Source organism: Patescibacteria group bacterium (assembly GCA_018819405.1).
GTDB lineage: Bacteria > Patescibacteriota > Patescibacteriia > UBA1558 > GWA2-36-10 > XYD1-37-29.
Map to the genome: position 1 here is coordinate 30,663 of JAHJQF010000001.1, position 15,043 is coordinate 45,705.

Annotated in this window: 15 protein-coding genes; 8 read left to right on the plus strand and 7 right to left on the minus strand. The window is 33.8% G+C overall.

What is annotated here, in order from left to right; all coding sequences use genetic code 11:
- Nucleotides 1–29: 29 nt before the first annotated feature.
- Nucleotides 30–1,826, minus strand: a complete 1,797-nt coding sequence (gene typA / locus KKH39_00145) for a translational GTPase TypA (GenBank protein MBU1202452.1) — start codon at nucleotides 1,824–1,826, stop codon at nucleotides 30–32.
- An 81-nt stretch (nucleotides 1,827–1,907) separates the two neighbouring features.
- On the opposite strand from typA, the gene KKH39_00150 reads away from it, so the two are divergent.
- Entirely contained in the window at nucleotides 1,908–2,768 is an 861-nt protein-coding gene (locus tag KKH39_00150; protein MBU1202453.1) for a transglutaminase-like domain-containing protein, read from the plus strand.
- Nucleotides 2,769–2,787: 19 nt separating this feature from the next.
- Here KKH39_00150 and KKH39_00155 read toward each other — a convergent pair whose 3' ends face one another.
- Nucleotides 2,788–2,988 carry an HNH endonuclease gene (locus tag KKH39_00155; GenBank protein ID MBU1202454.1) on the minus strand — a complete coding sequence of 67 codons (201 nt, stop codon included), beginning with the start codon at nucleotides 2,986–2,988 and terminating at the stop codon, nucleotides 2,788–2,790.
- Nucleotides 2,989–3,266: 278 nt separating this feature from the next.
- Between KKH39_00155 and KKH39_00160 the strand changes: the two genes are divergently transcribed.
- Genes KKH39_00160 through KKH39_00175 form a run of 4 tightly spaced genes read left to right on the plus strand, consistent with a single transcriptional unit; the run spans nucleotide 3,267 to nucleotide 7,146 of the window.
- On the plus strand, nucleotides 3,267–4,226 hold the full coding sequence (locus KKH39_00160; GenBank protein ID MBU1202455.1) for a DNA adenine methylase: 960 nt from the start codon (nucleotides 3,267–3,269) through the stop codon (nucleotides 4,224–4,226).
- 4 nt (nucleotides 4,227–4,230) lie between these two features.
- A complete protein-coding gene (locus tag KKH39_00165; protein MBU1202456.1) occupies nucleotides 4,231–5,859 on the plus strand; it encodes a DUF262 domain-containing HNH endonuclease family protein in 1,629 nt (542 codons plus the stop codon).
- On the plus strand, nucleotides 5,856–6,392 hold the full coding sequence (locus tag KKH39_00170; protein ID MBU1202457.1) for a hypothetical protein: 537 nt from the start codon (nucleotides 5,856–5,858) through the stop codon (nucleotides 6,390–6,392). The genes KKH39_00165 and KKH39_00170 overlap by 4 nt, the downstream gene beginning before the upstream one ends.
- A gap of 4 nt (nucleotides 6,393–6,396) precedes the next feature.
- The gene (locus KKH39_00175; protein ID MBU1202458.1) at nucleotides 6,397–7,146 is read left to right on the plus strand and encodes a site-specific DNA-methyltransferase; all 750 of its coding nucleotides are present in this window, start codon (nucleotides 6,397–6,399) and stop codon (nucleotides 7,144–7,146) included.
- Nucleotides 7,147–7,200: 54 nt separating this feature from the next.
- Here KKH39_00175 and KKH39_00180 read toward each other — a convergent pair whose 3' ends face one another.
- The 3 genes from KKH39_00180 to KKH39_00190 form a co-directional block, all read right to left on the minus strand.
- On the minus strand, nucleotides 7,201–7,722 hold the full coding sequence (locus tag KKH39_00180) for a hypothetical protein (protein ID MBU1202459.1): 522 nt from the start codon (nucleotides 7,720–7,722) through the stop codon (nucleotides 7,201–7,203).
- Between the two features lie 131 nt (nucleotides 7,723–7,853).
- Nucleotides 7,854–9,608, minus strand: coding sequence for an AmmeMemoRadiSam system protein B (gene amrB, locus KKH39_00185; protein MBU1202460.1), 1,755 nt, complete (start codon nucleotides 9,606–9,608; stop codon nucleotides 7,854–7,856).
- Nucleotides 9,609–12,092 carry a DUF3160 domain-containing protein gene (locus KKH39_00190; GenBank protein ID MBU1202461.1) on the minus strand — a complete coding sequence of 828 codons (2,484 nt, stop codon included), beginning with the start codon at nucleotides 12,090–12,092 and terminating at the stop codon, nucleotides 9,609–9,611.
- Nucleotides 12,093–12,198: 106 nt separating this feature from the next.
- On the opposite strand from KKH39_00190, the gene KKH39_00195 reads away from it, so the two are divergent.
- On the plus strand, nucleotides 12,199–12,963 hold the full coding sequence (locus KKH39_00195) for a C39 family peptidase (GenBank protein MBU1202462.1): 765 nt from the start codon (nucleotides 12,199–12,201) through the stop codon (nucleotides 12,961–12,963).
- 49 nt (nucleotides 12,964–13,012) lie between these two features.
- Here KKH39_00195 and KKH39_00200 read toward each other — a convergent pair whose 3' ends face one another.
- The gene (locus tag KKH39_00200; GenBank protein MBU1202463.1) at nucleotides 13,013–13,186 is read right to left on the minus strand and encodes a hypothetical protein; all 174 of its coding nucleotides are present in this window, start codon (nucleotides 13,184–13,186) and stop codon (nucleotides 13,013–13,015) included.
- Nucleotides 13,187–13,283: 97 nt separating this feature from the next.
- On the opposite strand from KKH39_00200, the gene KKH39_00205 reads away from it, so the two are divergent.
- Together KKH39_00205 and KKH39_00210 are read left to right on the plus strand one after the other, a co-directional pair.
- Nucleotides 13,284–13,502: a hypothetical protein gene (locus tag KKH39_00205; GenBank protein MBU1202464.1), complete on the plus strand. Its 219-nt coding sequence runs from the start codon at nucleotides 13,284–13,286 to the stop codon at nucleotides 13,500–13,502.
- Between the two features lie 6 nt (nucleotides 13,503–13,508).
- On the plus strand, nucleotides 13,509–14,450 hold the full coding sequence (locus KKH39_00210; GenBank protein MBU1202465.1) for a hypothetical protein: 942 nt from the start codon (nucleotides 13,509–13,511) through the stop codon (nucleotides 14,448–14,450).
- Nucleotides 14,451–14,558: 108 nt separating this feature from the next.
- Here KKH39_00210 and KKH39_00215 read toward each other — a convergent pair whose 3' ends face one another.
- Entirely contained in the window at nucleotides 14,559–14,969 is a 411-nt protein-coding gene (locus KKH39_00215) for a hypothetical protein (protein ID MBU1202466.1), read from the minus strand.
- Nucleotides 14,970–15,043: the final 74 nt, after the last annotated feature.

The window sequence follows — 15,043 nt, forward strand, 5'->3', positions numbered from 1 at the left end:
CAAAAAACCGCCCGAAGGGCGATTTTTTGTTATTCTTCTATGATAGCTTGACGGTTGGCCTTACGGCGATCATTGTCGGTCAGATATTGTTTGCGCAGTCTGACACTATGAGGAGTAATTTCTAAATATTCATCATCTGATATTATCTCTAGTCCTTTTTCGATAGTCAAAATATTGGGTGGCACTAGGGCAATAGCTTCATCAGCTCCGGAGCTACGCATATTACTAAGCTGTTTACCTTTGGTGGGATTGACTATCATATCCATTCCTTTGGAAGTATTGCCAATGACCATACCTTCATATACTTCTACTCCTGGGCCAATATATAGTGTACCTCGCTCCTGCAGATTGAAAAGTGAAAATCCCAAAGCTTTGCCAGTAGCCATAGACACCATAGAACCGACATCACGTTTTTTGATATCGCCGACATAAGGTCTGTAGCCAATCACGCGTGAGCAAAGTATGCCCTCACCTCTGGTATCAATAGTAAATTCACCACGATAACCAAGTAATCCACGAGTTGGTATTTCAAATACCAATCTCATCTGTGAACCATTGGTTTTCATATCAATAGCAATGCCTTTACGCTTGCCAATTTTTTCCATCACAATACCCGAGCTTACTTCTGGCACATCAATAGTCACTTCTTCATAAGGCTCCATCTTTTGTCCATCTTTTTTTATAATTATAACTTGTGGTTGAGATACCTGTAGTTCATAACCCTCCCGACGCATCTGCTCTATAAGTATGGCCACATGTAGCTCTCCTCTACCATAAACCTTGAAAGCATCGCCTGAAAAATCAATACGCAAGCCGACATTTACTTCCAATTCTTTGGCCAGCCTTTCTTTGAGCTGTTTGTTGGTGACAAATTTTCCTTCTCGTCCCGCTAGCGGTGAACTGTTGACCAAAAAATCCAAAGAGATAGTGGGCTCATCTACATTGATGGCTGGCAGAGCTTCTTGATTTTCTGTGCTACAGACAGTCTCACCAATATCAATATCAGCAAAACCAGCGACCATCACAATATCTCCGGCCAAGGCCTCGTCAGTTTCTTTTCTTTCTAGTCCATTGAAAGTAAATAGTTTGGTCACTCGGCTATTTTGCACTTGACCGTCTGTTTTTTTCAAAAATAGATTGTCTTTGCTTTTTATTTTGCCTTCATAAATCCTGCCAATAGCCATACGTCCCAAAAAATTATCATAAGCTAGATTAAAAGATTGAAAACGAAGCGGCTGACTACTATCTGAATCAGCTGGCGGGACTTTTTCTAGTATTATATCCAGTAGTGGGGTGATGTCCTTGTCCTTGTCAGTCAGATAGCGTTTGGCAATACCATTTTTGGCAATGGCATAAACTGCCGTAAAATCCAATTGCTCATCAGTAGCTCCCAAGTCCAAAAACAAATCAAAAACCTGTTCATGAGCCATATTAGGGTTGGCGGCTGGCTTATCAATTTTATTTATTACTACAATCGGTTTGAGACCCAGCTCCAATGATTTTTTGAGAACAAATCTAGTCTGTGGCATTGGTCCTTCTTGGGCATCTACAACCAACAGGACACTATCAATAGATCTCAGTACGCGCTCTACTTCGCTACCAAAATCAGCGTGACCAGGAGTGTCTACAATATTTATCTTGGTATCTTTATAAAATACCGAAGCATTTTTGGAATAAATAGTAATACCGCGCTCTTTTTCTAGAGTGTTGGAGTCCATACTGACACTATCATCAGATAGCATGCCAGTTTGTCTGAGAATGGCATCTGTAAGAGCAGTTTTACCATGATCTACGTGAGCGATGATTGCGATATTTCTTATTTGCATAAGGCGGATAATACTGGAAATAAGGGTTTTTGTCAAGGATTTGGGGTTGATTTTTTTGGTGGAAAATGGGAAAATTAAGTTATGAAAAAACAGGACAAACAATTTAATCTATCATATAAATTAAAATTTGATCACAAAAATAATAATCAAATAAAATTTTGGTTTGCTAAGCCTGTAAATAATAAGTATCAAAAAATTATTAATTTTTCAGTAAGCCACGGTATTAATAGAAAATATAATGATAAGCAAGAAAATGAAATATTATATTTTGATATCAAAGACAAAAAAGATTTTATTGCTGATTTATCCGTAAGATTATCAAAAGATACAAAGCTAGTAAATAAAAATTGGTCTACAGTCAAAAAATCTGAATATAAAAAATATCTAAAATCAGAACTATTTTTGGAGCAAACTCCAGCTATAAAAAAACTGACCAATGAAATAACCAAAGATAAAAAAACATTGCCTGATAAAGTAAAAGCTATTTTTGATTTTGTAGTTGATAATTTTTCTTATCAGTATCCGGTCAAAAACAGAGGGGTAAAAAATCTAAATTTAAAAAATCTCCGCGGTGATTGTGGAGAATATAGTGCCTTGATGGTAGCAATGCTGAGAATATTGGGAGTACCGGCCAAAAATCAAACCGGTTTTGTAATTTATCCAAAATATAAAAAAGTACTGGAACACGCTTGGCTCAGTGCTTGTCTAGGCAAAGCCGGCTGGCTGGATTTTGATCCACAATATGCTGCTATAGAAAAAAATAAGGCCAAATATTTTGGCCAGAGAAATGACTATCGTATTGTGTTTACTAATGGTTATAATATACCTCTAAAACCAGGGAATAAGTCAGTGCAAGTTTTGCAGCCTGTAGTTTGTGGGAGTAAAGTAAGATTTAGGAATAAATTTGTTTCTAAAAATAAAATACAAAAAACTGCTTATTAGGCAGTTTTTTGTATTGCTTTTAAAATCCTTTATAACTATTTTTCCAGCCAAATTTGAAAGCATCTTTTTTGTGCGCCCAGTCGTGCTGGGCTTGATTTTTGAAAATCCACAAATTTGATGGACGATTATCAGATTTGTTGCGGTTGATGTGGTGTACCACTTCACCCGGTTTTAAATCTCTTCCTAGTTTTTTGCTAGCTACGTATCTATGGACAGTCACGTTTGATCCTTTAAATCGCGGGTACCCTTTGCTATCTAGGTAGCTGTTGGGACACTTTTTGAAGTTAGCCATAGTGATTAAATTTTAATGATTAAACAGATAATAATAACATAAAATATTCATTTTGTCAATGCTTAAATGACTATTTGACTAATATTTAGCATAATTATATTATTAAATAAGCCCCCGCAGAACATGTGGGTCTTTTGTTTGTCTAATTAATTTACTATTTGTTAAAATAACCCACAAATGTTAAAATAGTACTATATTATTTGACTATGACTGAATTTGAGGGCGTATTAAAAATTCAAGAAAAATTTGGTATTAATCCTATTTATTCTAGGGTGGTTTTTAGTCTAGCCAGAAAAGAAAATTTAATAGAAGATGCCACTAAAATTATTGCCGAGAGACCTAAACCATTTGTAAAGTGGGTTGGTGGTAAGAGGCAATTATTAAAACAATTCAAAGAATTGGGTTTGTATCCACCTGATGGTTTCGATCCAATAAAGCATACTTACTATGAACCATTTGTAGGTGGTGGGGCAGTATTTTTGGATTTGTTACCAAAAAAAGCTGTGCTATCAGATTTAAATATTGAGCTTATAACTACTTATAAAGTCATTAAGAATGACGTGACTAAATTGATAAAACTTTTAAAATCTTATAAATACGATAAAGATTTTTATACCAAAGTAAGGAGTAAAAATATTAAAGATTTATCAGATATTCAAATAGCGGCTAGATTTATTTATCTTAATCGTACCTGTTTCAATGGACTTTATAGAGTAAATAGAAAAGGAGAATTTAATGTACCCATGGGAGAATATACCAACCCCCTAATTTGTGATGAGGAAAATCTAAATAAAATTTCCAAAGCTCTCAAAAATGTAAAAATATACAACGAAGATTATAAAAAAGTTTTAAAGCGTGCCAAAAAAGGTGACTTTATTTATTTTGATCCGCCATATTATCCAGTAAATAAGACTTCAAATTTTACCAACTATACTACTCAAGATTTTTTGGAAAAAGAACAAGCAGAGCTCAGAAATACTTTTTTTGAGCTACATAAACGAGGTTGTTTTGTAATGTTATCAAATTCTGATACCCCATTTATAAACAAACTTTATTCAAATTTAGATAAAAAGATAAAAGTAAATAAAGTGTTAGCTGGTAGAAATGTAAATTCTGATGCTAAAAAAAGAGGCAAGATAAAAGAAGTTTTGGTTATTAATTATTAGTTTTATGGATTTTTTTGCTAAAAGTTATAAATTATCAGCTATTTTACAAAAAAGAGAATTTATAATACCAGAATTTCAGAGAGAATATACGTGGGGAAAAGATCAGTTAGATGAATTTTGGGATGATATAAATTCTGCCGAAGGTGATTATTTTTTAGGAACAATTGTGTTATCTGGCAAAGACTTTGATAGTATGGGACCCTTTAGAATCATAGATGGACAACAAAGGTTGACCACAATATTAATTTTAATTAATAGATTAATATTTAGATTTGAAAATATAAAAGAAGGTAATGAATTAGCAGAGGCTCTGAAGAGTAGAATATTTTTTAAGGATGATAACGCAAAAGATCATATAATATTGCAAAATCAAAATGCTCATAAATATTTTCAAGACATTGTTTTGTATAATAATGTAAATAATGATAGCAACGTAGAGGCTAAAAAATTAAATGAAGCAAAAGAATATTTTAGTAGTAAATTAAAATCTTTTGATATAGTTAAATTGAAAGATATCAGAAATATTTTATTAAATCTCGATTTTATAGTTGTCCTTCAGGATGATGATCAAAGTGCTATAAATATTTTCGTAACTCTGAATTTTAGAGGTGTTAATTTAGATATTTTAGATCTAGTCAAGAGTTTTATTGTTACAAAATTTAAAAAACAAGAAGGGATAGATGATCCTAGGGTTACATGGAAAAATATTTTAGAAAATATAAAAATAAATAGAAAAAATTTTTTTAATAGATATTGGGCATCATATTATGAAAAAATTAGTGAGCCTAAATTATATAAAAATTTTAACAACAAGAAAGACTCTATAGGAGCTGAAAATCTTTTAAAAAGTCTTTTAAAATTTTCAGAAGTATATAGAGATGCTTTGGATTCTGAGTCAACAGATTGGGGATTATATTGTCCTTATGATAAAAAATTAGGCACTAAAATTAGAGGAATGATTTATTCATTGGATAAATTTAATATAAAAGTACATTATTCATTTCTTATCACTTTGCTTGAATTATCAAAAAATAAAAAAATACATCAAAATAAAATTATCAAAATGATTAGTATCATTGAAAAATTTCATTTTTTATTTAATGCTGTTTGTTCATATAGACCATCTGGCTTGGACACTTTATATTCTAAATACGCAGTACAGCTTAGACTTGAGGGGGAAGATAGTGATTCAATTTTTTCAAGTTTAACAGAAGAATTAGTTAAAAGAATCCCCGAAAAAGAGGAGTTTATCTCATTATTTAAAGAATTAAGTTATACGAAAGATAAGGGTTTAATTTTGTATATTTTTAGATTATTAGAGAAAAAATATTCGCCAGGAAAGGATGTTGATATATCAGAAGAATCGTTAGATCATTTATCCCCTCAAGCCAGTAATGAAGTTTGGACTCATAATATTGGCAATTTAATTTTATTGGAAAAAGAGCTTAACAAAAAAAGAGACAACAAAGATTTATCATCTTCATATAAAATAATGGAAAAAACATCATTTGAATCCACATCAAATTTTTTAAAAGTTAAACTTTCTAAATGGGATGAAGAAGCTTGTAAGCAAAGAGCGATAATTTTGGCGGAGGAAATATATAATTACACTATTAATAGTTTAAAAATATGAAAAAAGACGGAACAGGTGGCTCTAACACACAAACAGGAATTAATTTTGAAAATAAAATAGATTTATTAGTTTTTTTAGATAAAAATGTTAAAGGGTATTCTGTAAAAAAAGTAGGCATAGGCTCAGAAATTTATTATGAAAATAAATTAGTTGCAAATTCTTTTAAGAAACACGAGCTTTATAAGTTCCTTAGTTCTAAGGGAATTGATTACAAAAAATATTTATCAAAAAAATTGTTGCCAGATGATGCTATCTACGTAATTAAAGAAAATACCCTTTTTATTATAGAAGTTAAATATCAGCAAGTTGGTGGCTCGGTAGATGAAAAATTACAGACTTGTGATTTTAAATTGAAGCAATATAAAAAACTTTTTTCAGAATTAAATTATGAAGTGGAATATATTTATATTATTAGTGATTGGTTTAAGAGCGATGGTTATAAAGATACTTTAGAATATATTATAGAAGTTGGTTGTAAATATTATTTTGAATATTTACCACTACATAAAATAGGCCTGCCTGTGCCAAAATAAAAATATGAAGAAAAGCGAAGTTAATTTACACCCAGAAAATTTTGATTTAGAGTGTACTACGGTTTGGTCATTTCCCAGACGTGGTAAATGGGCTACGCATAAATCAGATTGGCGTGGAAATTGGGCACCAGAAGTAGTGCGCAATCTTATTTTACGTTATTCAAAAGAAGGCGATCATTTGCTTGATTGTATGATTGGCGGGGGAACAACTGCCATTGAAGCCAAAATTTTAAATAGAAATATAACCTGCGTAGACGTAAACGAAGAAGCTCTGGAAATAACCAAAAAAGTTTTAAAATTTGAAGTTGACAATCAAGCAACACAAAGGATAAAGAAGTGTGATGCTAGGCAAATGAGTTTTATAAAAGATGAAGAGATTGATTTTGTGCTTACTCACCCACCATATGCAGATATTATAAAATACAGTGATGGAAAAATAAAAGAAGATTTATCAAATATTCATGACATTGATGAATTTGTAAAAGAGATGGCTTTTGTAGCTAAAGAAATTTATAGGGTTTTAAAACCAGGTAAATATTGTGCAATTTTGATTGGTGACACCAGAAGACAAAAGATGTATCAGGTGATTTCTTATAAGGTAATGGATGAATTTATAAAATTAGGATTTAAACTAAAAGAGGATATTATAAAACAACAGCATAATTGTAAGGCTACTGGTTTTTGGGCTAAAAAATCAAAAGAATATAATTTTTTACTTATAATGCACGAGCATCTATTTATTTTTCAGAAATAATTTTTACAAGCTATTAAAAAACTGACCCCTAGGGTCAGTTTTTTATTAATTTATCTATTTCTTTTTAGCAACTGCTTTTTTCTTGGGAGCTGCTTTTTTCTTGGCCGGAGCTTTTTTGGCTACGACTTTTTTCTTGCTAGTTGCTTTGACTTCTACTACCACCGGTGTCTCATCAGCTTCTACTTCTGTAGTAGGAGCGTCTGGTACCAATACTTTCATCAATTGGTCTACTTTGTAGTTTAGAGTCTTGATAGCTTTGAGGATTTCTTTTTCTTTGGAATCCTGAGCTACTTTTGCTCCCCTGTCTTCAAAGCTTGGTCTTCTGTCTCTAGCACCTCTATCACCGCCGCCTTGTTTGCTAAAACAATCACTGCAGTAAATAGGCTTGTCGCCACGAGGCTTGAATGGCACTTCGCACTCTTTGTGACAGGCATCACAAATTGCTTTGTGCATACTTGGACGGTCAAAACCTCCGCCGCCTCTATTGAATCCCCCACCTGAACCACGGCGATCAAAGCCGCCTCTGTCTCTCCTGTCACCTGACCTACCGCCTCTATCCCTGTTAAAATTTCCCATAATTTTAGCCCGTTAAACATTCGCCCAGCGAATCCTGCCAAGCAAGATTTAACGGGGTGAACTCTAATTAGTTAATATATAGTTCCATTCTAGCTGTTTGGCCAATAAAAAGCAATGGCCGACCTATATTTCTAGTCCGCTACTAATTGTAACTGACCATTTACTGACTTGATATGATAAAGCTCGTAGTCTATCTGATTGTCTTGCCAAGTGACAGCGACGGCCAATTCTTTTTGAGTATCCTCAGAAAAATATTGATCAAAGACAAAATTTCCCAGGGAATAAAAAATAGGTCTGTCTTTGTATATTTCCACGCCTTGGACTACATGAGGATGATGCCCAATTATGACATCAGAGCCTACATCAATCAATTGATGAGCCATTTTTTGTTGGCTACTATTGTAATCAAGCTGATATTCCTCGCCCCAGTGAACATTGACCACTACCAGCTCTGCCTGCTCTTTGAGTGCTTTGATTAGCTCGCTAGCTTTGGTCATATCTATTTTGGAGCCAACTGTACTCAAACCAATCATAGCAACACTGCGTCCCTCTACTGACAAAACAGTAGCTGAACAGTCCGCCACTTGACCATCTTGGCAACCAGAAAAATCAAAATCCAACTGGCTGAGATTGTTTCTGGTTTCTTCTAGGCCTTTTTGACCCTGATCAGCCAAATGATTATTAGCCAGATTAAAAAAAGTAAAATATTTGTCTAGCTGGGAAACTATATTGGGCGCAAAAGCAAAATCATAATTTTTGATAGGGTCATAATGAGCGCCACTACTGGTAACTGCGCCTTCTAGATTGGCACTTACTAAATCATAGCCCACAAAAAAATCATCAGCTACCAAATTGCCAAAAATATAGTCCAAGCCTTTTTGGTCAATCAAGGTTTTGACATACCTATCTAGCATCAGGTCACCTGTAAAAAGCATTTTGATAGGTCGTTGGCTGATAATTTTATTGCTACTAAAAAATCCCGTCACATAGCTGGTCGTACTGTCCAAATCTGGCTTGTCTGCTAATATAGCGGAATTGGAATTGTCCAAAAGATTAAAACTCTTGCCTGACAACTGAGCAAACTTTAAAATAGTATAAATAGAAGCTGGTGAATCAACTGCTATATTGTAGATATTATCAAAGTCAAAATTATTTATGGTGGCAATAGACAGCTTGTCGTCTTTTTGAGCCTCTTGACTAGTCTGGTAATGAGAAAAATCTACACTAGCTAAAACTAATATTTTTTTGTCTTGGCTCAAATCATACAAAGACTGCGCCAATTGACTGGCTGATTGAGCATCCACAGTAGGCTTTAAGATAATAGGCAAAAACTTGGCCTTAGGAAATGTCTTTTTGATAAAAGAAACTTCACTAAAAATGGCGTGTTCATTTCTGATTGCCTCTTCATCAATTGCTATGTCATTTGACTGAGTCAATCTCTTGGCTGTCTGACTATCATAGGCCAACACTCCGTATGGCGTCTGCCAGTCATAGGCTGAACTTATCATATCGCTATTTCCAGCCAAAAAATGATTGGGTCCAATAAGAATGACAGTATCAAAGTCCTGACCTTCCAAATTGTAAAAAAAGTTGGCTATCAAATCAGCGGCCAAAAGATGATGAGGAATAATACCAGCCACTACGGCCTCTGTGCTAGCTGGCTGTTTTATTTTGACAAATTTGTAAGCAATCTCAAAAAAATCTTTGTCTCTAGGAAAAGAATATTGGAATTCTTTGTCTAGCAACTCGTCGCTGTTTTGATTTTGTAGTTGAGCCAGTACCAAATCATTGCTTTTGAAATAAGCAAAAACAGAAGTTAATAAGCCTATCAATGATAGGCTTATTAAAACTAAAGAAAATATTAATCTGAGACTTGCTTTTTGCATTTATTTTATAAGCTCGCTGGACCACTTGTCCTGTTGTGGCATAGTGCCATTTGATTTGTAGGCTATGTCTTGCCAGTCTTCATCGGACAAGCGCTCATCAAGTGTATCAGCAAATTCATAATGACTATAGACTACTCCTCTAGTCAATCTAGTGCCATTTGTATCACTGACTGCCACATAGACAATATATGGTTTGCCGGTTGCTTGATATAGAATCTGCTCATTGACAGCATCAGTATGTATATCAGCTATTATGCCGGCTCTTTTTTCTTTGTCGGTCAATTCTCCACCTGGCAAAGGCTCAACAATTCTAGACAAGCTAGTACTGATAGTGCGCAGTTTTTCAAAATCATCATCGCTGATAGTTTGATTGCTCAATTCTTTTTCGGCCAGCTGTCTGAAGAAAATGGCACTGTCTATAAAGCTCTGATATTTATACTCATACTCTTCTGGAAATACCTCTCTATCTTTGAGACCATTCATAGTGACTGTAGCCAAATCTACAATTTTGTTCCAAAATTCCAGATCAGCTTCTACATAACCTTTGACCACTTCTGGCACATCCTTTGGCACGTCACCTCCACCACCGAGCTCGGCATAGGACTGTTTGGCATAAAGCAAAGTATCGTGCTTGAGCTCAGTATAAGAGCCTAGTGTTGTACCTATATTTTTCTTTTGCCAGCTACCCGTCTGCATAAAATATGGATAGCCTTCACCATAAGCACCAAGCAAGCTAGAAAAAATATCCAACCAACGCCAATAAATATTTTTTCTCCACATATCCTGATCATAAGCGGCAAATTCCATATCCAATCTACCAAGTACTTTGGCTATTATTTTGTCAGATTCTCTATTCTGCTCTTTGATGCGCACCGGATCATTTATCCAATCATTGAGATAGCTACTAACTACTTGATTGTCTGGAGCCAAGACTCTAAGAGGCATCAAAGTTGTCGGCATAGTCGGCAACATTTGGCCGGTCTCTGGATCAGGAACACCAACCCCTTGGGTCAAATTATTGATAATATAGGCATCAGGAGTAAAACGCTGACCCATAAAACGAAATTGTTTCAGATTGTTTAGCATTTCTTCTCTTTGACCGCCGTCATCATTGACATCCAATACTTCTGAAACTATGCGTGGGGCAGGCAAATCTTTTTTGGCTTGAGTGATAAACTCTGCCAACTTGGCCTGATCAAATAACTGAGCAGTAGATACATTTGCTCCATAGACTTTTTTGATTTCATCAGTATATTGATAAGCCGTCAAATCATCTACATCCCCGACAAAAAAATCAATCACATCGGACATGTCTGACCACATCTTAGCCAGACTTTGATCACTTACTTTGAGATTGTTTATTTGTCCAGTGATAAGTATGGCATCTCTGGTCAAAGGCTCGCTCATCAAAGGAAAGCCCATACGACCATACCACATCATGGCTATGAAATAGCTTTTTAATACATCATTTTTGGTATAGTGTGAGCGCGGCTTAAATTGGGAATAGTCATTGGTAAATTCTGGTCTAAGCGGACTAAACAATGGCGAGGGAGCTAGACCTTTGGCATTTTGAATTAAGATTAATTCCTGATTAGCCAAGTCATATATTTCATTGTCCAAATTCTGACCGGCATACTGCCTACTATTTAGCGAAAAGGCCAAATCCTGCTCACTATTGGCTACTTGCTGATTATCTACTGCTTCTAGATATTGGGTAAAGGTCTCAAAGTCTTCTGGTTTCAACTGGGCTGAAAAAGAGCTACTACCAGCATCCAAGACTACTAGTGGTATCAAATAATAAACTGACAACCTTTTGTAAGAATCTTTCAATTCCGGATTTGTCTCCTGATTGTAATGGCTAATTGAATCAATAAATAAAGCCTTGGTCATAGCTTGCAAACTTGGTTGAAATTTGTTTTGCTCTATACTCTGAAAACTTCTATCAATCAATATATGATATAAGTGAAGAGCTAGGTCACTGGAAATAAAAATAGCATCATCTGGCTCACGCAAATACATATTACTACTACCATCAAACTTGTCATACATATCTACAAAATCATTCAGTGCTGGAGTCTGACCAACAATGTCATTTACGGCCAAGAAAAAACCATCATTTTCTAAAGCTGCTTTTTGGCTGTCAGAAAAGCTAACGCCTTGAAAGTCTCCTCCATTTTGCAACTGAGCAAAACTAATTTTGCTAAAAGGTATCATAGCTTTGACTAGAGCATTACTATAAGTGTCTTGGGCAAAGGCTGTCTTAATCAAACCAAAGCTCCATACTTTATTTTCCATCTGGTTGATATTTTGGTTGGTATTGACCGGCTGGTCTGGCACTTGAATTTTACTAAAAACAAAATACCAGATAGCTACTATAGCCAAAAGCAACAACACCACGCCAAAAATCAAATAAACACTAATAGATCTTTTGATTTCTGGCTTAGGATTTTTAGGTGTCGGATTGCTATTTTGTTGAGAATCCATAATTTTTAATTAATTATTTTATTTGACTATATTATAGCAAAAAAACAGCTTAAAAGCGAGTAGTCAGTTATTATAAATAACATAAAAATATGCTATAATTTTAGTAATGACTATCAAAAAAACATCTGCCATTTTTGGCTTCATACTAATTCTAGTATTAGTTTTTTATCTCCGTGTCTACATAAAAGATTTATTTTTTGAATTAAAAAAAATCACACTACCTGATGAAATAACCTATAATTCAATTGATAATCTAAGTGGCTCAGCTGGCATCAATCTAGCAGTGCCTTTTTCTTCTCAGGCGCCATATGGAGATTGGGATTTACCATATCTGGAAGCTTGCGAGGAAACCTCTGCTCTTTTGGTGGATTATTTTTATAGAAACGAAAAACTCAGCCCAAAAATAGTCAAAAGGGAAATATTACAAATGGTGGATTGGGAAAATAAAAGATTTGGCTACCACGAAGACACCACCGCCCAAGAAACAGCTACACTATTAAAAGAGTATTTTGGCTACCAGCGGGTAGATGTTATTTATGATTTTTCTTTTGAAGATATAAAAGAACAAATTTTATCCGGCCGACCAGTCATCGTGCCAGTAGCTGGCCGCTTGCTCAACAACCAGTTTTATAAACAACCCGGCCCAATCTATCACACCGTGGTGGTCAAAGGTCTGACAAAAGATGGAAATTTTATTACCAATGATGTCGGCACTAAAAGAGGCCACAATTATGTCTATGATGCCACTCTTTTTTACGATGCTATCCATGATGGTCCTATAGATGTAAATGAATTTAGTAGCGCTGCACTGGAAAAGGAAATACTAACAAGCAGAAAAGCAATGATAGTAGTTTACCCTAATGAAAAATAATATAAACAAAAAACACCAATGAAAATTGATATTTTTTGTTTGGCATATTTTATTTTTTATTTTTTGCCTTTACTATACCTATGATAGCGATAGTGACCAATACAAATCCTATCAATTGCGCTCCCGGACTATCATCGTATCCTCCAAATACAAACATAAATATACCCATAGGTATTAGCAGAATAAACAATACTATTTTAATAGTGTATTTTTCTTTATTCATATAAAAAGTATAACATAATTATTTATAATAAAAAACCTAATAATTGTGTATTTTTTTACTAGATGATAAAATATAATCTGAATTATTAATTTTTATTATGGCAAAACACAAATTGACCTTGAGTTATTTGACCAACAATCTTCTTATTGTTGTAGGACTAGTCCTTATTTGGCGTGGAATTTGGTATGTCTTAGATGGAATAGATAAGGCATTTTTTGGAGACAACCATTTTTGGACATCTCTAGGCGGTATTATTTTGGGATTAGCAGTCCTATATTTACCAGATAAGGATTTAAAAGAAATCTCAAAACTTTAAAACATTATGAATTCTATTATTACTACTATCTTGGCTCTTCTAGCCCTATTTTATATTTTAGGAAAATCAGCTGATTTGGCTATTTATCATCTTAAAATCATTGCCAAAAAATTGGGCATTGGTGTTTTCTTTTTAGGACTGACAATGGGCTTTTTCACTTCTTTTCCTGAATTAGCTATTGGGATCAATACTATTATTGAAGGCGTACCAAATGTATCATTGGGCAACTTATTTGGCGGTTTGATGGTTTTGTTTGGATTGGTCTTGGGTATTAGTATTTATTTGCAACGAAAAATAGATTCTGATTATGACTATCGGGTTTTTGGTATTATCTTACTGTTTTTGTTTGTGCCTATTTTATTTGGTCTTGACGGAACTTTTGGCACTATTGATGGTTTGATAATAACTATTTCTTATTTTGTTATATTATTCATTTTATATTATCGCCAAAAACATACTATCAATATCCCCCATATAATAGACAGAAAAGATATAACAAAGCATACTTTTCTTTTTTTATTAGGGCTAGTCATGGTTTTATTGGTAGCTAATTTTACAGTCCATCTCACAGTAGGACTTTTGTCTTATTTGCCGCTTAGCAAATTTGTTGTTGGAATTATCATCTTTTCTATTGGTACCAACTTTCCAGAAATAGTCATTGCTTTTAGGTCTTGGCGAAACAATGCCAAAGAGCTGTCTTTTAGTAATCTACTTGGTTCTGGTATGGCCAATATTTTGTTGGTAGGAGTCTTTTCAATTATGCGACCTTTTAGTATAAAAATAGATAATTCTTATTATTTACTTATTATTGGAATAGCTGTTTTGTTGTCTTTGCTTTTTTTGTTTTACCGAACCGGACGATCCTTAAAGAGAGGCGAAGGATTAATACTAATTATTATCTATTTACTCTTTATAGTCACACAGATTATTTTTGAAGAATCAATATAGAAATATAGAAACAAAAAATAGCCTTTAGTGCTATTTTAAAGTCAACTCCACACTTTGGATGAGTTTAGAACTATGGATTGGTATAGAATAAAAACTGAGTTAAATCAACTATCCATTCTTAGCAATAAATAAAATATATATAATAGTAATAATTGATGGAATTATAATTATAATAATCCGAATAATAAATTTTTTTATCAAACTTGCTATATCAGTTTTACCTGTAATATCTTTTTCAGTAAAAGGTAAATTAAAGATTGCTATAAAAATAGCAATAGACCTATGAATAATAGATAAAATTATTTTTTTTGAACGTTGAAAATTTTCTTTATTTGGATGGGATCTAAGTATAATGTTAAGACAGACAAAAATAATAGTCCATACTATAGTTATCGTTTCCATTTCGCTTGGCATCAGATCTTTATTATGAGTATCAAGCCTTTCTACGATGCTAGCTGAAATAAAAAAAATTATTAACAGCCAAGAAGCTACTATTGCAATTTTATCTATTTTATTCATATCAAAATTATACCAAAAAATAGCCTTTAGGGCGATTCTTCAGATACTGGCTCCGTCCCACGGCGCACTTATGC